This window comes from Ochrobactrum chromiisoli, assembly GCF_026241335.1.
Lineage (GTDB): Bacteria > Pseudomonadota > Alphaproteobacteria > Rhizobiales > Rhizobiaceae > Brucella > Brucella chromiisoli.
The window spans coordinates 116,605-138,522 of the sequence record NZ_JAPHAV010000001.1 but is presented as its reverse complement, the minus strand read 5'-3'; the positions used below and the strand labels follow the sequence as shown (position 1 = coordinate 138,522).

Here is a 21,918-nt window from a genome sequence, read left to right as displayed (position 1 = left end):
GCAGGGCGACGGTAATGAGCAAAAGATCCCGGATCATAACCATTGCAAATCAGAAGGGTGGCGTTGGCAAGACAACGACTGCCATCAATCTCGCCACAGCACTGGCAGCCATTGGCGAAACTGTGCTGATCGTTGATCTCGATCCACAGGGCAATGCCAGTACAGGGCTCGGTATTGATCGCCTTAACCGCCCCTTGTCGTCTTATGATGTATTGACCCAGGCTGCATCTGCCAATGATGCAGCGATGCAGAGCGACGTGCCCAATCTTTACATTGTGCCATCGACGCTGGATCTTCTGGGTATCGAAATGGAGATTGCGCAGGCACCGGATCGAACCCGCCGCTTGCGTGATGCATTGCGTTTCGATTCCGCAGTTGCTGACAAGTTTTCCTATATTCTCGTCGACTGTCCTCCGTCCCTGAATCTGTTGACGTTGAACGCAATGGCTGCTGCGGATTCTGTTATGGTGCCGTTGCAGTGTGAGTTCTTTGCGCTGGAAGGGTTGAGCCAGTTGTTGCAGACGGTTGATCAGGTGCGTTCGACAATCAATTCCGAACTGACAATTCAGGGAATTGTCCTGACAATGTTTGATAGCCGGAACAATCTTGCATCGCAGGTTGTTGACGATGTGCGCGCATTTATGGGAGAGAAGGTCTATCGCACTGTTATCCCACGCAATGTCCGCGTGTCGGAAGCACCATCGCATGGCAAGCCAGCGATTCTTTATGATCTGAAATGCGCGGGCAGCCAGGCTTATTTGCAGCTTGCATCTGAGGTTATACAGCGCGAGCGGCAGCTTAAAGCTGCATAAGTTAAGTGAGTGTCGCGCAGGCGATGCTTTATAGATTCGACTACGTAACGATTCTGGGGACTGCTGACGATGAACGATGATCCTTCAAAAAAGCGGCTTGGCCGCGGCCTGGCCGCTCTGATTGGTGAAATCGACCGCCCGGCGGAAGAGCGCAAGGTGCCAATCTCCAGCGAGCGCAATGTTCCGATTGAATTCGTAACACGCAATCCACGCAATCCGCGGCGCATGTTCTCGGAAGTCGAACTGGAAGATCTGGCGCAGTCCATCAAGGAACATGGTGTCGTTCAGCCGATTGTGGTTCGTCCGGCACCCGGTGAACCAGACCGGTTTGAGCTGATTGCCGGTGAACGCCGCTGGCGTGCATCACAGCGTGCAGGGGTCGATACGATCCCTGTTATTATCCGCGATGTTGATGATCGCGTGGCGCTTGAGATCGCAATCGTTGAAAACGTACAGCGTGCAGACCTCAATGCAGTTGAAGAAGCAATGGGATATCAACAGCTTATCGATAATCATGACTATACGCAGGCCGATCTTGCACAGGTTATCGGCAAGAGCCGCAGTCATGTCGCCAATACGCTGCGCCTGTTGAAACTGCCGCAGCGGGTACAGGATTTTATCTCAGACGGTGCTTTGTCGGCGGGGCATGCGCGCAGCCTGATCACCATGGACGATCCGACTGCTCTTGCGGAACGCGTGGTCAAGGAAGGTCTGTCTGTGCGTCAGGTGGAAGCTTTATCGCAGGCGCGCAATGGTGGCGAGCCAAAGCCGGGCAAGAGTGCCCCTGTGGAGAAAGATGCCGATACCAAAGCGCTCGAAAAGCTGCTTTCTGATGTCACTGGCATGAAGGTCGAAATCAATCATCGCGAACGCGGTGGCGATGTGAAAATTCGCTACAGCTCGCTGGAACAGCTCGATGAGATTTGCCGCCGCCTGCAAAGCTAGAGCGCGTCCCCAAAAGTCGGAGAAGGAAATGCGCTCGGTGTGAATCACTTGCTGAGAAATTGGGGTTTCGATTTTTCACAGCATCCATCATCTAAAGCGATTGGTGGTCATTTAAACCGCTGATCGCTTTTCTGTTTGGACTGCTAGGTTTCGAAGTTACCGGTCGCTCAAGGGGAGGGCAATGCTTATGGATATGCTTGTTCAGATTGTCATCTATACGCCGATCTATGTATGGGGATTGCTGGCTTATCTGATCATACAAGGCATCAAGGGGCGTGAAACACAGATTGTTTCCGTCTGGAGAATGCTTTTTGTGCCGATCATATTCATTGGTGTGGGCTTTTTGCATTTCGACGACAGCTCTGAGCTGTTTGGTTCATTTTTGACCGCGTGGTTTATCGCTCTGGTGCTGTTGGCTCCGTTTGGATTGCTCACAGGTCCGAAAATTATTGCCGTTGATCGCCAAAACAAAACCATCGAGCGGGCTGGCGCCACGCTGCCGCTCATCCGCAACCTGATCTTCTTTTGCGCTCAATATGTGCTTGCGGTGTTGAATGTTCTTTATCCAGAAGATCATGCCAATCTCACGCTGATTACAGGTGTTGTATCAGGTGCTTCGGCCGGGTATTTTGGTGGTTGGCTTATCGCGTTGTGGAGAAAATACCAGCAAAGCCCACAGCTTAAGCTCGGATAGAGCGCATCTGCCGTTTTATCTTTTTGTTTTACGCAAAAGTTCATGCACTTTTGCTGGAAATGCTTTGTTTTTTTAAGCATTGTCCTTACGCAAAACCGCTCCGTACTTTTGCTGGAAATGCTTTGTTTTTTAAGCATTGTCCTTGCGCAAAACCGCTCCGCACTTTTGCTGGAAATGCTTTACCGCCGTGAAAGTTTCACGGCTTCAACGGAAATTGCAAGCAGGCATTGACGGATGATTGGTACCGACAGCGCCGCATTCTGACGGCTTTCGAGAACGGCTCGCTGCACACGTTCCATCACACGCGAAAGACTTTCGGCATTCCATCGGCTAACGGCATTTTCAATCAGTTTCTTGCGGTTGAAGAAGATCGGTGGTCGCGCCGAGGCGACAACAACGGACGCGTTTTTGCGTTCGGTATCCGCGATATGGCGCAGCGTCTGTATCTGTTGAAACTGACGCGCTGCCGTGTTGAGCACCAGAAAGGGTGCTGTGCCCGATTTCACGACACGGTCAAATGTGGCCTCAAAACGCGGCAGATCGCCTGTCAGAACGGCGTCCACCACTTCATCGGTGGAAAGTCCCGCCACATCGCCGACAGCTTCCCGCACATCGTCTATATCGATGCGTTCCTTGCCGCGTGCATAAAGGCAGAGCTTTTCCAACTCACCACGTGTGGCCAGACGATCACCGCCGAGGCTTGCGCGCAACAGTTGCCGTCCGTCCATGGTGATCTGCATTCTCCATTCGGCCAGCACGTCATCAATCACGCCGTCTATGCCGCGCGCATCGTCTGAATAACACGGCAATGCCATGCCGGCAGAACCGTTTTCTACAGCGCTGCGAAGGCCGGCACCTTTTTTGAGATCGCCCGCTTCGACGAGGATATAGGTTTCACGCGGCGGCTCGCTCACCAGAAGTTTCACGGCTTCCGCCAGCTTCTTTTGTCCGGCGGCATTTTTGATCCAGATCAGCCGCTCACCACCGAACATGGAAATGGTTCGTGCTTCATCGGCAAGCTTTGCCGGATCAGCATCGATCTCATCGGCATCCATGCGAATGACTGCAAATGGATCGTCCAGCGGTAATTTGGTGGCTTTTGCGTACCGATGCGCACGTTCGCTTACCAGCCCCTTATCGGGGCCATAGAGCAGCACAACCGGAAACGAGCTGCTCGGTTTGCCAATAAACTGATCGACTTCATGTGCTTTCTTTTGCGCCATAAGGATTAACTAGCGCAATTTGCCTTCAAACAAAACAGCCATCGGTCTTTAAGAGCGGTGGCTGTGAAACAAAGCTGTTTGTAATGTTATTCGATCAGCAAAGCATCGTCATCGAGTGTCTGCCCACGCACTTTGCGGAACATGTCGATCAGGTCTTCCACGCCAAGCGTCTTGCGTTTATCGCCGGTGACGTCGAGCAAAATCTTGCCGCCATGCAGCATGATGGTGCGGTCGCCATAATCAAGCGCCTGACGCATGGAATGGGTGACCATGAGTGCCGTCAACTTGTTTTCAGCAATCAGCGTGCGGGTCAGCTCCATCACAAATTCCGCCATGCCTGGATCAAGCGCTGCCGTATGTTCGTCCAGCAGCAGCACTTCCGAGCCGGCCAGTGTTGCCATGATGAGCGAAAGCGCCTGACGCTGGCCGCCCGAGAGCAGCTCCATACGATCCTGCATACGGCTTTCGAGGCCCAAATTGAGGCTTGCCACGCGTTCACGAAACCAGTCGCGCCGCTTGGCATGAAGCGCATGGGTGAGACCACGACGTGCTCCACGCGATGCCGCCAGCGCCAGGTTTTCTTCAATCGTCAGCGTGCCGCAGCTGCCTGCAAGCGGATCCTGAAACACGCGCGCCACAAGACCGGCGCGCTCAGCGGTGGATTTGCGTGTAACATCCTGTCCGCTGATCTCAACTTTACCGGCTGTCGGAATGACATCGCCAGCAAGAACGCCTAGCAGTGTGGATTTGCCAGCGCCATTGGAGCCAATCACGGTTACAAATGAACCGCGATCCATAGTCAGATTGATCTTGTTGAGCACCTGCTTTTCCAGCGGTGTTCCACGGCCGAAAATAACGTCCAGATTGGATACTTCAATCATGATGATGCTCCTCCACGGCGCAGGCGCGGCAAGATCAGGGCGAATGTAACAAGAAGCGCTGTTGCGATATTGAGGTCGGAAGCCTGAAGTCCGACGATGCTGCCATTGGAAAGTGCGAGCTGGATGGCGATACGGTAGATGATCGATCCCAAAACACAGCCAATGAGAATGACAAGGATGAGGCGCGAGCGCAGCAAGGTTTCACCGATGATCACAGCGGCAAGGCCAACCACAATGGTGCCGACGCCGGAGGTGACGTCTGCAAAGCCGTTTGTCTGGGCAAAAAGCGAGCCACCAAGCGCTACGAGCGCATTGGAGAGTGCCATGCCGAGGTAAATCTGGCGATCGGTGCGCACGCCCTGCGCACGCGCCATTCTCGGATTGGCACCGGTTGCGCGCATGGCAAGGCCCATGTCACTTTCGAGAAAGCGCCAGACCAGGAACACTGCGATGGCAACCAGCACAAACAGGAAGGCCGGGCGCACATAATATTCAGGAATGCCGTGACCGAAAAACGGAGACAGCATTGTATCCTGATTGATGAGTGCAATGTTTGGACGGCCCATAATGCGCAGATTGACCGAGAACAGCGCAATCATCGTCAGAATGGAAGCGAGCAGATTAAGGATCTTGAAGCGCACATTCAGCGTTGCTGTTACAAGACCGGCAATCGAGCCTGCAATCATTGCAACACCAGCAGACAGCCATGGATTCCAGCCAGCAAGGATCAGAACGCCCGTGACCGCCGCACCGAGCGGAAACGAGCCATCCACGGTCAGATCGGGGAAATCGAGCACGCGGAAAGCCAGATAGACGCCAATGGCGACAAAAGAAAAGACGAGGCCCAGTTCGACCGCGCCCCAGAAGGCGATCTGACTCACATTGCGATTCCTTGTTCTTTGCCGTCATCGAAGATGATAGGGCAGCTTTTCAGCGCCATATCATTACCGGCCTTCTGGAGGTTCTGGCATTTGCCAAAGACCGCCTGGAAGGTCTGCTTCAATCACGACCGGTTTTGATTTGAGTTTGTTCCTTGAAGCGAAAGCCTTGTGGAACCATCCCCCGGTTTTGCATGCGCAATTGCATTGATTGCGCTTGTTCTGGCTAACTCTTTTTGCGGATACAACTCAAAAGTTTCAACAAGCAAGCATTATCGCTGAAAAAGCGCTGAAAAGCCGCGTTCTGTGGGCGGGTTACAACATTTTTCGAGCTATTTGCGGGTCAGACTTCGCCGCGCGCTCGCCACAACTCCCAGGCAAAACGCGCGCGGACGCCGATATCGAGGAATGGGCGCGGTGGCAACCCGCTTGGATTTCCAAGTTTTAACATGTCGTCGATCAGCGGATTGTCGAGATCGCAGGCCATGTCGGCTGCAAGGATGCCGCCAATCGTACCCTTGGTGATGCCGACTCCATTCTGGCAGAGTGAGGTGTAAATATTTTTGGCGATCTGGCCAAAACCCGGTGCACCGTTGCGCGACAGGCAAATAAAACCCGTCCAGGTGTGTTGCATATCGACATTGGCCAGCATCGGGAAACGTTGATCAAAAAGCCGCTTGTGCTCGCGCTTGATTGTTTCACGCTGCGCATTCGACTGGCGCAGCGACGGGCAGAAATGCACGTTCTGCCGCACCAGAATGCGCCGATCAGAAGTCAGGCGCATGGTGATCCCGGCAAAAGAATTGGCAGGCGTCAGGCCCCACGGTGCGACTTCGCCTATGGCCTTGTATTCCTGATCATCAAGTGGACGGCTGAGGCTCGCATGGGCTGCGAAGTTCAGTAGCTTATGTCTGAAAAAGCCAAACTGTTCACCAAACCCATTGACCGTCAGGATCATGGCGCGGGCCTGAAGCCGGCCCTCTGCCGTGGTAATGAGGATGCGATCACCATAGTCGATTTTGGTGACAGCAGAGTTTTCATAAAGCGTGACATTTGCGGGCAGGCTGTCTGCAAGGCCACGCACCAGAGCGGCCGGATTTAAAAGCGCGGTGCCATAGGTGAAGATCGCTGCTTTGAAATGGCTGGTGCCGAGCCGTTTGGTCAAAGCATTGCCTTCGAGCCAATCAAAGGGCTCGTTAAGACGCTCAAGCTCCTTGACTGTCGGCTCCAGAACTTTGCGCATCCCCTGATCGGAAACGGCGGCGTGAAACTTGCCATCCTGCCGCCAGTCGCAGTCGATGCCATGCTGGTCAATCTGCTGTTTGAGGTGATCGATTGCCGCGCGTGCCAGTGCGCGGTAGCTGTGCGACTTGGCCAGTTCCTCCATGGATGAGCTGACATTATGCGGCAGATCAATGGCAAAACCTGCCGCCCGGCCCGACGTGCCTTTTCCCACTTCCTGTGCATCAACCAGTGCAATGTGATCATTGGGCCGGTTTTCGGCAAGCCGTCTTGCTGCCGCGACACCGGCATAGCCTGCACCCAGCACGATCCAGTCGGCTTTGATGTGGCCTTTGAGGGCAGGGCGTGGTGCGCGCGCAGGCAATATCCTGCTCCAGCCATTGGTATTGTCATCAGCGGGAAGGATACGGATGGCGGGCATTTTAAAAGCTCAACAGATGTGAAACATGTTTAAAAGAAAAGGGCGGGAGATCGTCCCGCCCTTTTCCTTACAATAGAAATTGCAATTATTCGACCTTGCTGGTTGCGCGGTCGATAACAGCCTGTGGGAACTCGACGCCCATCTTCTTTGCAGCAGAAAGATTGATGACGAGGTCGGTGCCTTTTGCGATGTCGACAGGAATATCGCCCGGCTTTTCGCCGTTGAGGATTTTTACAACCACAGCGCCGGTCTGTTTGCCAACGTCGTAATAGTTGAAGCCGAGAGCGGCGAGTGCGCCGCGCTTGACCGAATCCGTATCTGCGGTGAAGAGCGGCAGCTTGCTTTCTTCAGCAACACCGACCGCACTTTCAAGCGCTGAAACGATGGTGTTGTCGGTTGGCACATACATCGCATCTGCACGACCAACGAGCGCGCGGGCTGCACCCTGAACTTCTGCCGACTTGGTTGCAGCCGATTCAACCACTTCAATGCCTTCAGCCGCAGCCGCTTCTTTCAGTGCTGCCAGAAGCGAAACGGAGTTGGTTTCACCGGAATTATAGAGATAGCCGAGCTTCTTGATGTTCGGCATCACTTCCTTGATGAGCTTGATGTGTTCGACAACCGGCGACATGTCGGAAAGGCCGGTGACATTGCCACCCGGTTTTGCCATATCCTTGACGAGCTGTGCGCCGACCGGATCAGAAACAGCGGTGAAGACAATCGGAATATCACGGGTGGCGGAAACAACGGCCTGTGCCGAAGGCGTGGAAATCGGAACGATTACATCCGGCGCGTCCCCCACGAACTGCCGTGCGATCTGTGCGGCGGTTGCCGGATTGCCCTGCGCGGACTGATAGACGAATGTCAGATTTTCGCCTTCCTTGAAGCCGGCCTCTGCCAGCGCATCCTTGACGCCATCGCGTGCCGCATCCAGTGCCGGATGCTCAACAATGGCCGTAACGGCAACCGTTACGTCTTTGGCCTGCGCGTGCGTTGCGATGGCCGTTGCGGCCAGCAAGGCCAGAAGCATAGAACGCATGAAAATCTCCCCTGTTTTGGTGCGTCGTCTGTCGGCATAGGCTCAATATCCGGTTCCCCGGATTGAAGGGCTTAACCGCGTCTTTTGAGGCTTAATCCGGTCCGAATAGACTGTCAACGTGTTGTCATCACAGCCCGGCTTGCGCGCGTTATATTCCGTTTCATGAACACAGTGTTCAGCGGCCTTTCAATGACTATCGCCCGGTGCCATATTCTGACAAAACAGATGAAAAGTGCTTCCTCGCACGCAAGGACAATCGTCATGAAAAAGATAGGCTTTCTTTCATTCGGCCATTGGTCGCCTTCTCCGCAGTCGGGAACCCGTTCAGCGGGTGACGCGCTTCTGCAATCCATCGATCTGGCGGTTGCCGCTGAAGAGCTGGGCGCAGACGGCGCTTATTTCCGCGTGCACCATTTTGCGCGCCAGCTTGCTTCGCCATTTCCATTGCTTGCAGCCGTGGGTGCCAAAACCAGCAAGATTGAGATCGGCACTGCCGTGATCGATATGCGCTATGAAAACCCGTTCTATATGGCTGAAGATGCCGGTGCTGCCGATCTCATTGCGCAGGGCCGATTGCAGCTTGGGCTGAGCCGCGGATCGCCTGAACAGGTGATCGATGGCTGGCGTTATTTTGGCTATAAGCCGGATGAAGGCACAAGCGATGCCGATATGGGCCGCCAGCATGCGGAAGTGTTTTTGGGCGCGCTCAAAGGCGAAGGCTTTGCACAGCCCAACCCGCGTCCGATGTTTCCGAACCCTCCCGGCCTGCTGCGTCTTGAACCGCATTCGGAAGGTTTGCGGGATCGAATCTGGTGGGGTGCCGGTTCCAATGCCACAGCACGTTGGGCCGCAAAACTTGGCATGAACCTGCAAAGCTCGACGCTGAAGGATGATGAAACGGGTGAGCCGTTCCATGTTCAGCAGGCAGCGCAAATCCGTGCTTATCGCGAAGCATGGAAAGAAGCAGGCCATACAACCACGCCACGCGTTTCGGTGAGCCGCAGCATCTTTGCGCTGGTTGATGACCGCGACCGGGCTTATTTCGGTGGCGGGAGCAAAGAGCAGGATTCCATCGGCTATCTTGATGAGAACACGCGCGCCATCTTCGGCCGTTCCTATGCCGCAGAGCCCGATGCGCTTATCAAAGAGTTGCAAAAGGATGAAGCGATTGCCGAAGCCGATACCCTGCTTCTGACCGTGCCGAACCAGCTCGGCGTTGCATACAATGCCCATGTGATCGAAGCGATCCTCAAGCATGTTGCACCGGCACTGGGCTGGCGCTAACACGCGGCCTGATTAAACGCTCGCGGCATAACGTGCCGCGAGGGTTCGGAGTATTTCCTGTTTAGACTGAATCCTTGGAAAGGCTCTCTGTGTTTTTCTTCACGCATGTCGTTATCAGAAAACCGGTGCCCACTTTCCGCGACATGGTTTTTTTCTTCACGCATGTCGTTATCAGAAAACCGGTGTCCACTTTTCCGCGACATGGTTTTTTTCTTCACGCATGTCGTTATCAGAAAACCGGTGTCCACTTTTCCGCGACATGGTTTTTTCTTCACGCATGTCGTTATCGGAAAACCGGTTCCCACTTTTCCGCGACATGCTTTAAGTTTCTCAAAATTCTCCGAATATTCGCACCGTCGCTCCATAAGCATTTTCGCGCGATGCGGTGCGCATGATATAGGGCGTTAATGAAAGACCGACTGATTTATTGACCGCATAGCTGAGGCTTGTTGATGCGGAACCGCGCATATGGGCAAAGTCCGAACCATATACCAGCGCGCCGATATAATCTGCGTGCGCATCAAATTCCGGGTCTTTGTGCGCGATATCCTGTTCGATCTCACCATTGACGGACCACCGGAACCGATCGCTGAGCGGCATGCTGTAATTGGCGCCTGCATAAGCCGTTGTGAGCTGATATTTCATCGTGCTGTAGGTGAACGGGAACAGCACATTGTTTTCCGTGTATCCATCCATGGAAATATCGCTGTAACGCAGACCACCATAATAGCCGAACGCTGCATTGTTCACGCTGAGATTGTCGGTGCGTCCGATTTCAAGCGCTGTGCTCCAGCCTTGCAGGCGTGTTGTGCCGGTTCCCGCTTCTGTAAAGGGAAGGAGCGGGCGGGTTATATCTGTGTCGTAACGGTTTGCAGCAAGGCTTGCGCGCACATACCACGCGCCATTTGCCGTTTTTTGTTTCCATTGCGCATAAATACCGCCACCGAAATTGTCGTGTGCTGTGTCAAAACCGTCCGGCTGTTCTTGCCAGAAAGAATGGGCGATGGTGGCGCCTGCCGAGAAACTATCGGTAAAGCCGTGTGCGAGCGTGAAACCTGTCAGTAAATCGCGCTGATCGCCAAAACCACTGATGTCTGTGAACTGCGAATAACAGGTCTGGCCGGCACGATCCACATTGCAGGTGCCCTGCAATTTATTCAGCGTCAGGCGCTGCGCTTCCATGGCGGAAAAGCCGCTGAATGCCAGCTTTAACACGGTCGCAACGGTGTGATCGACATCGATGACTGTGGGTTTGGTCACGGGCTCGGCTGATGGAGAGTTTGGTGTCGGCCCAGCGCCATGATTTTCACCCGGTGTCGGCCCAGGATCAGGATCGGTTCCCGGATTTGTTGGTGTCGTCCCAGGATCAGGATCAGTTCCGGGATTTGTCGGATTTGTCTCGGGATCCGTCTCTTCATCCGTTCCGGGATTGATTGCCGGTAGTTTCCATAATGTCGCGTGAAGTTCACCCTGAGCGGTTTGGGCCGTCCCAACTATAACGCTGCCATCATCAGAAATATCATAGGCAATGGCATTGTCCCCGCCAATTGTTCCCAGATCAATCATGCCGTCATTTTCCGTCCACCGGAAAGCGCGCATCGCCATTGTATCTGTGTAGCTGTAACCAGTCACCGCTTTGCCATTGCTGGTCATGCCAAGAGCATGTGAAATCTCACCACCCAGTGAGCCCAAACTCATCATGCCAGTTTCCGATGTCCAGCGAAAAGCCTGATCATAGCCGCTGTCTATAGTCGCTGTGCCGATCACAACTTTTCCATCTGCGGAAACCAAGTCAGCAATGCTGTTTTGTATATTTCCCTGCGCATTGAGATCAACCATGCCGGTCTCTGCCGTCCAGCGAAAAGCATGTTGCTGATGATCGGCGGTATCACTGGCACCGACGATTACGGATCCATCCGCTGAAACGCCGCGTGCGGTTGAATTATTGCCGCCCAGTGTCTCAAGACTGACCATGCCCGTGGCTTGTGTCCATCGAAATGCTTTTGTTTGCAATGTTTGGGTTGTGCTATAGCCAACAAGGGTGGTGCCATCAGCGGAAATAGCGTTGGAGAAGGACGATATTCCACCCAGCGTGCCAAGACCGGTTATGCCATCCTGAAGTGTCCAGCGAAACGCATTGGTCTCGGCATTATCGGCGAGAGAACTGTTGCCAATGACAACATCGCCATTGGCTGAAACCCCGGTGGTATAGGATGTATTTCCCCCCAGCGTGCCAATGTTGCGCATGCCTGTATCCCGTGTCCACCAGAATGCGTTTGTTTGTGTGGCACTGACAGAACTGCTGCCGATTGCAGCACGTCCGTTTGCCGAAATCACATGAATTGCGGTTTCGCCAGAGCCATCAAGGGACCCAAGATCGGTTATACCATCCGGGGTAATGACAAAAGATTTGTCATACGCACCACTTGCTGACATTCGCCTTACGCCAAATGTTTTGCCGTCCGCAGATATGGTGACTGCATCAGCGCGTGATCCTCCGAAAGAACCGTGAACTTCATAAAGAGGAGCGTCAGCCCAGGCTTGAGAACTGATTGTCATAATTATTGTTGATTTTAGTATTAACTTATATTTTGACATGGAATATACAGCTCTCATTTAGAATTTTATAATTTAAATGTATGCAATACTTAATAAAGACTTAATTTATTCTAGTGAGATGCTGGGATAAAAATCAAGCATTATTGATTTAAATATTTATCTTATAGCTGGCCGTATATTGGGAAGTGAGGACGTGCGTGATCACACATCGCTTTGGATGCGCCATGGCATTTTTGTATGAGGAAGGTGTTTTTTTATAAAGCTTTATAAGTCTTTGATTGTCTCTATTCTATGCCATGCAAAGTAAGCAGATTTTTCATGCGTTGGATTGCAAGGCCGGGCTGGTCGAGAACATTGGCCTGATCTGCCAGGCGGAAAATCTCCGCATAATGCAGGATGCCACGGGCTGATTGCATCCCGGCAGGCATGGTAAAATGGGTCTGATGCCCATTGAGCCAGGCGAGGAATACAACGCCTGCCTTGTAATATTGTGTGGGGGCTTCAAAAATTTTGCGCGATAGGGGCACGGTCGGTTCGATGATCGCGCGGAAGCCTGCATTGTTACCCTTGGCAAGGGCGGTAAGGGCGCTTGAAGCCTGTGGTGCAACCGCATCAAAAATCCCAAGCAGCGCATGGCTGTGCTTGTTGCCATCACCTTCGATCAATGGTGCGTAATTGAAATCATCGCCCGTAAAACACAGAACGCCATCCGGCAGGCGGTTGCGCAGCGCGATCTCATAGCGTTCTTCGAGCAGTGAAATTTTGATGCCTTCTACTTTGTCGCTATTGGTTTCTATAATGCCGATGACTGTATCAAGTGCGTCTTCAAACCTGTCCGAACCCCAATAACCTTTAAGCTGTGGGTCGAACATATCGCCCAGCCAGTGCAGGACCACTTTTTCGCGCGCGTTTGTGAGGATGTGGTTGTAAACCCTGATGTAATCGTTGGGTGAACGGGCAATGTGGGCGAGCGCGCGGCTGGCCATGAGAATGAAACGACCGCCATGTTTTTCGATGAATTCAGCCTGTGTTTCATAGGCTTTAATCACATCATCAAGGCTTTTTGCCTCCGCCGGATCAAGATGATCGGTGCCTGCGCCGGATGCCAGATCGGCGCCACTCACGGTTTTGCTTTCTGTGAGCGAGCGGCGGATGAGTTCCTGTGCACCAGCCCAGTTGAGGCCCATGCCGCGCTGTGATGTGTCCATTGCTTCCGCGATCTGAAAGCCAAGGCTCCAGAGGTGATGGCGGAAAGCCATGGTCGCATCCCAGTCAATCGCCGGAGCATTCCATGGCGTGCTGTCTCTGAGCGGGTCTGAAACCACATGTGCTGCCGCATAAGCGATGCGATTGAATTTCGGAGGAGAGGCGGGGCGCGGTGTCGGGGTGCCACGCAAGTGATAGGCTTTTACGCTTCCGTCTGCAAAGGGTAGGGATAGCACGTTTTCCGATAATGCACTCATGTCAATCCTCCAACTCCACGACGACATGAATAATTTAGATCGTTCCAAATATCAAGACGGGATTAAATAAGGCGCGATTATGTCTTAATGGCGGATAATTTGTGAAATGCGAAAAATGGGCATCTATTTTACGGGAAAGTCGAAAATTGATCGCATTTTTTGATTTTTCCGCAGCATTTTCAGCTTTGTTTCGCGCTCAATCAGGTGTGGTTTAAAATCGTTGACAAATTTGGAACGTTCCAATTAAATGATGGGAACAGGAGTTTGGCATGAGCAAGAGCAGCATTACGGTCATTGATATTGCACGCGAGGCTGGCGTGTCGAAGTCAACCGTGTCGCTTGTTCTGCGTGACAGTCCGCTGGTGCGTGCTGAGACCCGCGCAAAAGTTCAGGAAGCAATCGACAAGCTCGGCTATGTTTATAACCGCTCGGCGGCCAATCTCCGGCAGTCGAAATCGAAGATCATCGGGCTTGTGGTCAATGATCTGACCAACAGCTTTTTTGCCGAGCTTGCGGTGGGTGTTGATCGTGTCATGCAGTCGGCAGGCTATGTGCAGTTTCTCGCCAATACGGCGGAAAGCATTGATCGCCAGCGCGAGGTGATTGCCTCGATGCGCGAGCATGGCATTGCGGGGCTGATCGTTTCGCCTGCCCGCGGCACCGAGGCTGGTGATCTGAAACCATTGGCAAAAAGCGGCCTTCCGGTTGTGCAGATGGTGCGCGATGTGCCGGGATCTGGTGTGTCGTCGATTGTTTCGGATAATCGTGGTGGCGTGGCAAAGGCGGTCGAGCATCTTTTCTCACTGGGCCATCGCATCATTGCTTTCATGGGCGGCTATGCGGACACGGCTGTTTTTAGCGAAAGAGTTGCGGGCTATCGTGCGGGACTTGAGCAGGCGGGCTTGGTGTTTGATGATGCGCTGGTCTTTACCTCAGCACCCTCGCGGGCTGGCGGTGTGGAAGCAGTTGAGCGCATGTTGCGGCAGAGCACGAAACCGACGGCAGCAGTGTGTTTCAATGATGCTGTAGCTTTTGGCGTTTGCGATGGTTTGCGTGCCGCAAATCTGGAACCGGGCCGCGATTTCGGGGTGGTTGGTTTTGACGATGTGATCGAAGCAAAGACCGCTGTTCCGGCACTGACAACTGTGGCTGTTGATCCGCAAGGTCTGGGAGAACGTGCGGCGCAGCTTTTGCTGAAACAGATCAATTCAGAACGGGTGGAGGCGGAGGCGCAGCGCTTGTCGGTGCGTCTTGCGGTGCGTGCAAGTTGCGGTACGCAGTCTAAAAAGGAGGAGAAATTCGCATGGCAAAGTGGGGCCTTATAGGCGCAAGCACCATTGCAAAAGAATGGGTCATCAGTGCCATTCGCGCGACTGGTGGCGAAGTTGTTTCCGTTTACAGCACCAATGCTACACGTGGCGAGGCCTATGCCCGTGAGAATGGGATTGCCCGCTCTGTAACAAGCCTTGATGCGCTGTTGAATGATCCTGAAATTGACGCTGTCTATATCTCCACCACCAATGAACTGCACCGCGATCAGGCGATTGCAGCAGCACAAGCGGGTAAGCATATCCTCTGTGAAAAGCCGCTGGCGCTGACGATTGGCGACGCGCATCAGATGCTAGACGCCGTGCGTGAGGCTGGTGTGGTGGCAGCCACCAATCATCACTTGCGCAATGCTGCAAGCCACCGCGCCATGCGTGATGCGATTGCTCAAGGCAAGATCGGCAAGGTGCTCGGCGCGCGGGTTTTTCACGCGGTTTATCTGCCGCCGCATTTGCAGGGCTGGCGCATTGAACGGCCCGATGCGGGCGGCGGTGTGATCCTCGATATTACCGTGCATGATGTCGATACATTGCGTTTTGTGCTGGGTGAAAACCCGGTCGAAGCTTTGGCTTTCAACCAGCAGGGCGGTTTAAGCGGCGAAGGGCTGGAAGATGGCGTGATGGGCGTTTTGCGTTTTCCATCTGGCGCGATTGCCCAGTTCCACGATGCTTTCACCACCAAATATGCGGAAACCGGCTTTGAAGTGCATGGGCGTGAAGGCTCGCTCATTGCACGCAATGTCATGACGCAGAAGCCTGTGGGGACCGTCATTCTGCGTGATCAAAATGGCGAGCACGAATTGCCGCTCGACCAGAAGAATCTCTACGAAACGGCCTTACAGGCTTTCCATAATGCCATTGCAGGCAAAGGCCAGCCTTCCGCAACTCTGGAGGATGGCATCTGGTCGCTGGCGACCGGGCTCGCCGTGCTTGAGGCTGCAAAGACCGGCAAGGCAACCGCTGTTCATTCAGGACTTTGAAAATTATGAGCAAACATATTTCATTTGCGGAAGCAGCATCGCTTATTCCCGACAGTGCTGTCGTTTCTGTTTCTTCATCCAGTGGCCTCGGCTGTCCCGATATGATGCTGAAAGCGATTGGCGAGCGGTTTGATGAAACCGGCCACCCGCAAAATATCACCACACTGCACCCGATCGCTGCGGGCGATATGAGCGGCATCAAGGGCGTTGATTACATCGCCAAAAAGGGGCTTTTGAAAAAGATCATCGGCGGTTCTTATCCCTCAGGACCGTCCAGCGCCGAACCGCCGCTGATCTGGCAGATGATCACCAATAACGAGATTCCCGCCTATAATATTCCGTCGGGCATTCTGTTCGACATGCATCGTGAGGCAGCTGCCAAGCGCCCTGGTGTACTGACCAAAGTGGGGCTTGATACTTTCGTTGATCCCAAACGTCAGGGATCAGCAATGAACGACAAGGCGCGTGAAGAGCCGGTGGTCAAGCAGGTCAGTTTTGAAGGCGAAGACTGGCTGTATTTTCCCAATATCGTGCCGCATGTGACGATCCTCCGCGCCACCACTGCGGATGAACGCGGCAATCTCACCTATGAACATGAGGGCGCATATCTTGGTGGGCTGGATCAGGCGCTGGCTGCGCGTAACAATGGCGGCATCGTCATTGCGCAGGTGAAGCGTATCGCCAAGGAGGGCACGCTGAAACCGCATGATGTGCGCGTGCCGGGCATTCTGGTTGATTATATCGTGGTTGATCCCGATCAGAAGCAGACAACACAGACACTTTATGATCCGGCAATTTCAGGCGAAATTTTCCGTCCGCTCGATACGTTCCGCTTGGCCGAGTTCAATATTCAGAAGGCGATTGCGCGGCGTGTCGCACAGGAGTTACAGGCCGGAAGTGCGGTCAATCTCGGCTTCGGCATTTCCGCCAATGTACCGCGCATTCTGTTGGAAGAAGGGCTGCATGGTGCCGTTACCTGGGTGATTGAGCAGGGTGCAGTTGGCGGCGTGCCGCTTCTCGACTTTGCTTTTGGCTGTGCGTCCAATGCGGATGCTTATATGCCGTCACCTTATCAGTTCACCTATTTTCAGGGCGCGGGGTTTGATGCCTCACTTCTGTCCTTCCTTGAGATCGGACGCGATGGCTCGGTCAATGTGTCGAAGCTGTCATTCCGTCCGCATGTGACGGCTGGTGCTGGCGGTTTTGTTGATATTACTGCAAGGGCCAGGAAGATCGTCTTCTCCGGCATGTTCAATGCAGGGGCGAAATTGTCGGTCGCTGACGGTAAGCTGGTGATCGAGAAGGAAGGGAAGCTCAAAAAGTTCGTTAATGAGGTTGAGCATGTTACTTTCTCCGGTGCGCGCAGTGTCGAGCAGGGGCAGGACATTACCTATGTCACCGAGCGCGCGGTTTTAAAGCTCACGCCAGAAGGCATTGTGCTCACCGAGATCGCGCCGGGTGTGGATTTGCAGACGCATATTCTCGATCAGGCTGAGTTTCCGCTGATTGTTTCGGATCAGCTTAAACGCATGGATGAGGCACTGTTTCGTGACGAGCCGATAGGGCTTGAATTGCCGCAAAAGCCTGCACGAAAGCTGGAGGCTTAAATGGCTCAACGGATTGAGATTAAAATCGAGAACCACATCGCAGTCATGCTTATCAAGCGGCCCGAAAAGCTTAATGCGTTTGATATTGAGCTTTTGCAGGAATTGTCTGCGGCCTGTGATCAGGTGGAAGCCGATGGCTCCGTGCGGGTTGCGATCCTGACTGGCGAAGGCAAGGCCTTTTCGGCAGGCGGCGACATCAAAGCTTGGGGCGGCATGGAACCGCAAGAATTCGGTCATGCATGGGTGCGCTATGGGCATCGTGTGTTCGAGCGGCTTGCGACTTTGCGTGTGCCGCTGATTGCAGCGATGAATGGTCATGCTTTGGGTGGCGGTCTGGAACTGGCGGGTGCTGCCGATATCCGCATTGCTGAGCGTCAGGCAAAAATCGGCCTGCCGGAAACATCGCTCGGCATGATCCCCGGCTGGTCGGGCACGCAGCGCCTCGTGCGCCGCTTTGGTGCGCAGATTGTGCGCCGTATGGTGCTGGGGGGCGAAATGTTCACGGCCGAGGAAGCGCTGTCGCACGGGTTGGTCGATGCTGTGGTGGAGACGGGCGAGGCGTTAAAAGCCGCGCAAGACTATGCGACGCGGGTGGCAAAACGCGGACCGGCTGCGCTGGAAATTTCCAAACTGATGCTGTCGGTCGCCAATGGTGAGGATAATGGCACGGCAGTCGAGGCGCTGGGGTCCATTCTTGTCGCCAAGACCGACGATCTGAAAGAAGGCGTGCGCTCGTTTACCGAAAAGCGCGAAGCGAATTTTGAAGGAAAATGGTGATGAGCGTAGTCGTTAAACCACAGCCGCTGAACGGGCTTGAAGTTCGCGAATTCTCGATGCTGATCGATGGCAAATGGGTTGGCAGTCAAAGCGGCGAGACACTTGAACGTGTAGCGCCCGGCCATGGCGTCACGGTGAGCCGCTATCCGGCTGGCAACAAGGCAGATGTGGAACGCGCGGTTACGAGCGCGCGTAAGGCTTTCGATGACGGGCGCTGGTCGTCAAAAACGGCATCGCAGCGTTCGCTGATCTTGCTGAAAGCCGCTGATCTGATTGAAACACGGGCGGAAGAACTCGCCTATCTCGATGCGATTGAAGCGGGCAAACCCATCTCTCAGGTGCGCGGCGAAATTGCCGGCTCCGTTGACATCTGGCGCTATGCGGCAGCGCTTGCGCGCGATCTGCACGGTGAAAGCTACAACAATTTGGGTGATGGCACGTTGGGTGTCGTGCTGCGCGAGGCGATTGGTGTTGTGTCGATCATTACGCCGTGGAATTTCCCGTTCCTGATCGTGGGCCAGAAGCTGCCATTTGCATTGGCCGCGGGCTGCACGGCAGTCGTAAAACCTTCGGAGCTGACTTCCGGATCAACATTGTTACTCGGCGAAATTCTGGCCGAAGCAGGCGTCCCTGACGGTGTCGTCAACATCATCACCGGAACGGGCGCTGATGTCGGCCAGCATATGAGCACGCATCCGGAAGTGGATATGGTGTCGTTCACAGGCTCCACAGGTGTTGGAAAGCTGACCATGGCCAATGCGGCGCAGACGCTCAAGAAAGTATCGCTGGAGCTTGGTGGTAAGAATCCGCAAATCCTGTTCCCGGATGCGGATATGGATGCCTTTATCGATGCGGCCGTGTTCGGCGCATGGTTCAATGCGGGCGAGTGTTGCAATGCCGGTTCGCGACTGATCGTGCATCGCTCAATTGTCGATGAGATTGTCGGTCGGGTCGCTGATCTGTCGAAGAAAGTTATCGTCGGTGATCCGTTGGATGTCAACACGCAGGTGGGCGCGATTATCACGCCACAGCATCTGAGCAAGGTTGGCGCCTATGTCGAACAGGCTAAAAAGGCGGGTGCTGCCATTGCCCATGGCGGGGATGTGCTGGATCTCGGCCTTGGCCAATATATGGGACCGACCATCATTGCGGGTGTGAAAGCCGACATGGCCGTTGCGCGTGAAGAAGTATTCGGGCCGGTTCTGTCGGTGCTGTCTTTTGATACGGTGGATGAGGCAATTTCGATTGCCAATGCGGTTGATTATGGCTTGTCGGCTGGCGTGTGGAGCCGCGATTTCGACACCTGCATGAACATTGGCCGCAAGGTGCGGGCTGGTACGGTCTGGATGAACACTTTCATGGATGGCACGCCGGAATTGCCTTTTGGCGGTTATCGCCAGTCGGGTCTCGGCCGCGAACTGGGCCGTCATGCGGTGGAGGACTATACCGAAACCAAGACGCTCAACATGCATATCGGTGCGCGGACGGGCTGGTGGATGCCGCAAGGAAAATAGGAGTGACGGCTTTGGGAGGACAGCCGGATATTGTCATCATCGGATCGGGTATCGGCGGTGCTAGCATAGCCGCCGGTCTGAGCGCATCAGGTGCTGACATCCTTATTCTTGAGGCAGGGGAGCATTTGCCGGACAGGCCGGAAAACCGCGACCCGCGCGCTATTTTCCAGCGTGGTTTCTTTCGCCCGAAAGAGTTCTGGTATGAGACGGATGGTACGCCGTTTAATCCCGGTAATTATTACAATGTCGGCGGCAATTCCAAATTCTATGGCGCAGTGCTGGTGCGCTATCGGCGCGAGGACTTTGAGGAGCTGGTGCATCTGGAAGGCGTGTCTCCCGCATGGCCATTTTCATACGACGCGCTTGAGCCCTGGTATTGCAAGGCGGAAGAGCTTTTTCAGGTGCGCGGTGAATTGGGTGATGACCCCACTGAACCCTATCATTCAAAGCCCTATTCCTATCCGGCAATCCGGGATGAACGTCCGATTGCCGATCTGCGCGCACGGCTGAAGAAAGCAGGGCTGCATCCGGCTTCCTTGCCATTGGGCGTTGATATTGATCGCTGGCTGGCGAAGGCCAAAACGCCGTGGGATGCGCATCCCAACAGCAATGACGGCAAAATGGATGCGGAAACTTGTCCGTTAGCACTAGCGCTTAAACATCCGAATGTCCGGCTTGAAACATCCGCGCGGGTAATAAAGCTTGAAACCGGGCCCGATGGTAAAACCATTACAGAAGTTCATTATGTGAAGAATGGCGAGGCGCTGGTCCTGCATCCAAAGCTGGTCATTCTCTCAGCGGGAGCCGTGCAGTCGGCAGCGCTTTTGCTGCGTTCGGGACTGGCGAACCGTTCCGATCAGGTCGGTCGCAATTTCATGAACCACAATGCCAGTGCGGTGATTGGGTTTGATCCGCATTATCGCAATGACAGCGTTTATCAGAAGACCTTTGGCTTCAACGATTACTATCTAAGCGATGGGGCGGGTGGGCCGCCGCTTGGCAATGTGCAGTTGCTGGGGCGGGTGTCGGGCGCGATCCTGAAATCCAACATGCGCCAGGTGCCGGAATGGCTTTTAAACCGCATTGCCGGGCATACGATTGATTTTTACGCGATGAGCGAAGATCTGCCATCGCCGGAAAGTCGCTTGAGCGTGGATGGTGATCGCATCGTTCTGCATTGGGTGCGTTCCAACTGGAAGGCGCATCTGATGCTGGTTGATAAGCTCAAATCTGCGCTCAAGCAGGCAGGGTTTCCAATCGTGCTGTCGCGGGCGTTCGACAGGCGAACACCATCGCATCAATGCGGCACGGTGCGGATTGGCAATGATTCCGCAACTGCGCCGCTTGATCCTTATTGCCGTGCTTATGACCATCCCAATCTCTACGTGGTCGATGCGTCATTTCTGCCGACTTCGGCGGCGGTCAATCCTGCGCTGACCATTGCCGCGCAGGCTCTGCGCGTTGCTGATTACCTGAACCGGGAGAGGCTCCTATGAACCGTCAAAGACCAGTGGCACTGGTGACTGGCGGGCGGCGCGGGATCGGGCTTGGCATCGCGCGCGCCTTGGCCGCCAAAGGGTTCGATCTGGCGATTACCGACCGAGAGCGTGACGAGGCGGTCATCCATGAATTGCGCGGGCTTGGGGGAAGGGTGGTTTTCTTTGAAAGCGATCTGGCTTGTGTCGAAACGCATGAAGCGACGGTTTCAGCCGTAGTGAAGGCGCTGGGTGGCATTGATTGTCTCGTCAACAATGCTGGCATGGGCTCAGTCGAGCGCGGGGATTTTCTTGGGCTTAAGCTTGAGAATTTCGACACGATTATGAGCGTGAACCTGCGCGGCACAGTGTTTTTTACGCAAGCGGTGGTGAAATCCATGCTGGCGGTGACGGATGTGCGTTTTCCGCGCAGTATCGTGACGATCAGTTCGGTTTCATCGGTGATGACTTCGCCCGAAAGGCTTGATTACTGCATCAGTAAAGCGGGACTGACAGCTTTCGTGCAGGGGCTAGCGCTGCGTCTTGCCGAAGCACGGATCGGCGTGTTTGAGGTGCGTCCTGGTATCATCCGCACCGATATGACAGCGCGTGTTGCCGAGCGTTATGACGGACTGATCGAAGGCGGTCTGGTGCCGATGAAACGCTGGGGAGAGGCAGGCGATGTCGGTGCGATTGTGGCGCAACTTGCCAGTGGCGATTTCATTTTTGCGACAGGCTCGGCGATCAATGTCGATGGCGGCCTGTCGATTGCGAAGCTTTAGTTTCTCGGGAGGAGAAA

At 54.3% G+C, this 21,918-nt stretch carries 18 protein-coding genes; 11 read left to right on the top strand and 7 right to left on the bottom strand.

The window, feature by feature from the left end:
• The first annotated feature begins 14 nt into the window (after positions 1-14).
• The 3 genes from OPR82_RS00690 (at position 15) to OPR82_RS00680 (ending at position 2,451) form a co-directional block, all read left to right on the top strand.
• A complete protein-coding gene (locus OPR82_RS00690; RefSeq protein WP_265982429.1) occupies positions 15-812 on the top strand; it encodes a ParA family protein in 798 nt (265 codons plus the stop codon).
• Positions 813-881: 69 nt separating this feature from the next.
• Positions 882-1,757 carry a ParB/RepB/Spo0J family partition protein gene (locus tag OPR82_RS00685; protein WP_265982428.1) on the top strand — a complete coding sequence of 292 codons (876 nt, stop codon included), beginning with the start codon at positions 882-884 and terminating at the stop codon, positions 1,755-1,757.
• A 187-nt stretch (positions 1,758-1,944) separates the two neighbouring features.
• The gene (locus OPR82_RS00680; RefSeq protein WP_265982427.1) at positions 1,945-2,451 is read left to right on the top strand and encodes a hypothetical protein; all 507 of its coding nucleotides are present in this window, start codon (positions 1,945-1,947) and stop codon (positions 2,449-2,451) included.
• Positions 2,452-2,630: 179 nt separating this feature from the next.
• Here OPR82_RS00680 and holA read toward each other — a convergent pair whose 3' ends face one another.
• The 5 genes from holA to OPR82_RS00655 form a co-directional block, all read right to left on the bottom strand.
• The gene (gene holA, locus OPR82_RS00675) at positions 2,631-3,674 is read right to left on the bottom strand and encodes a DNA polymerase III subunit delta (RefSeq protein WP_265982426.1); all 1,044 of its coding nucleotides are present in this window, start codon (positions 3,672-3,674) and stop codon (positions 2,631-2,633) included.
• An 86-nt stretch (positions 3,675-3,760) separates the two neighbouring features.
• The gene (locus OPR82_RS00670; RefSeq protein ID WP_265982425.1) at positions 3,761-4,555 is read right to left on the bottom strand and encodes an ABC transporter ATP-binding protein; all 795 of its coding nucleotides are present in this window, start codon (positions 4,553-4,555) and stop codon (positions 3,761-3,763) included.
• Entirely contained in the window at positions 4,552-5,436 is an 885-nt protein-coding gene (locus tag OPR82_RS00665; RefSeq protein WP_265982424.1) for an ABC transporter permease, read from the bottom strand. The genes OPR82_RS00670 and OPR82_RS00665 overlap by 4 nt, the downstream gene beginning before the upstream one ends.
• A 340-nt stretch (positions 5,437-5,776) precedes the next feature.
• Positions 5,777-7,096, bottom strand: a complete 1,320-nt coding sequence (locus OPR82_RS00660; protein ID WP_265982423.1) for an NAD(P)/FAD-dependent oxidoreductase — start codon at positions 7,094-7,096, stop codon at positions 5,777-5,779.
• Positions 7,097-7,181: 85 nt separating this feature from the next.
• A complete protein-coding gene (locus tag OPR82_RS00655) occupies positions 7,182-8,135 on the bottom strand; it encodes an ABC transporter substrate-binding protein (protein WP_265982422.1) in 954 nt (317 codons plus the stop codon).
• A 261-nt stretch (positions 8,136-8,396) separates the two neighbouring features.
• Between OPR82_RS00655 and OPR82_RS00650 the strand changes: the two genes are divergently transcribed.
• Positions 8,397-9,419 (top strand): LLM class flavin-dependent oxidoreductase, encoded by a 1,023-nt coding sequence (locus tag OPR82_RS00650; protein ID WP_265982421.1) that lies wholly within the window; start codon positions 8,397-8,399, stop codon positions 9,417-9,419.
• Positions 9,420-9,749: 330 nt separating this feature from the next.
• On the opposite strand, the gene OPR82_RS00645 is transcribed toward OPR82_RS00650, so the two are convergent.
• On the bottom strand, positions 9,750-11,855 hold the full coding sequence (locus tag OPR82_RS00645; RefSeq protein WP_265982420.1) for an autotransporter domain-containing protein: 2,106 nt from the start codon (positions 11,853-11,855) through the stop codon (positions 9,750-9,752).
• Between the two features lie 407 nt (positions 11,856-12,262).
• On the bottom strand, positions 12,263-13,441 hold the full coding sequence (locus OPR82_RS00640; RefSeq protein ID WP_265982419.1) for a dihydrodipicolinate synthase family protein: 1,179 nt from the start codon (positions 13,439-13,441) through the stop codon (positions 12,263-12,265).
• A gap of 269 nt (positions 13,442-13,710) precedes the next feature.
• On the opposite strand from OPR82_RS00640, the gene OPR82_RS00635 reads away from it, so the two are divergent.
• Genes OPR82_RS00635 through OPR82_RS00605 form a run of 7 tightly spaced genes read left to right on the top strand, consistent with a single transcriptional unit; the run spans position 13,711 to position 21,901 of the window.
• On the top strand, positions 13,711-14,766 hold the full coding sequence (locus OPR82_RS00635; protein WP_265982418.1) for a LacI family DNA-binding transcriptional regulator: 1,056 nt from the start codon (positions 13,711-13,713) through the stop codon (positions 14,764-14,766).
• Positions 14,745-15,746 (top strand): Gfo/Idh/MocA family protein, encoded by a 1,002-nt coding sequence (locus tag OPR82_RS00630; RefSeq protein WP_265982417.1) that lies wholly within the window; start codon positions 14,745-14,747, stop codon positions 15,744-15,746. Before OPR82_RS00635 ends, OPR82_RS00630 begins: the two co-directional genes overlap by 22 nt.
• A gap of 5 nt (positions 15,747-15,751) precedes the next feature.
• Entirely contained in the window at positions 15,752-17,353 is a 1,602-nt protein-coding gene (locus tag OPR82_RS00625; RefSeq protein WP_265982416.1) for an acyl CoA:acetate/3-ketoacid CoA transferase, read from the top strand.
• Positions 17,354-18,130, top strand: coding sequence for an enoyl-CoA hydratase/isomerase family protein (locus OPR82_RS00620; protein ID WP_265982415.1), 777 nt, complete (start codon positions 17,354-17,356; stop codon positions 18,128-18,130).
• Entirely contained in the window at positions 18,124-19,644 is a 1,521-nt protein-coding gene (locus OPR82_RS00615; RefSeq protein ID WP_265982414.1) for an aldehyde dehydrogenase family protein, read from the top strand. Before OPR82_RS00620 ends, OPR82_RS00615 begins: the two co-directional genes overlap by 7 nt.
• Positions 19,645-19,655: 11 nt before the next feature.
• Positions 19,656-21,140, top strand: coding sequence for a GMC oxidoreductase (locus OPR82_RS00610; protein WP_265983803.1), 1,485 nt, complete (start codon positions 19,656-19,658; stop codon positions 21,138-21,140).
• Positions 21,137-21,901, top strand: coding sequence for a 3-ketoacyl-ACP reductase (locus OPR82_RS00605; protein WP_265982413.1), 765 nt, complete (start codon positions 21,137-21,139; stop codon positions 21,899-21,901). Before OPR82_RS00610 ends, OPR82_RS00605 begins: the two co-directional genes overlap by 4 nt.
• Positions 21,902-21,918 lie beyond the last annotated feature (17 nt).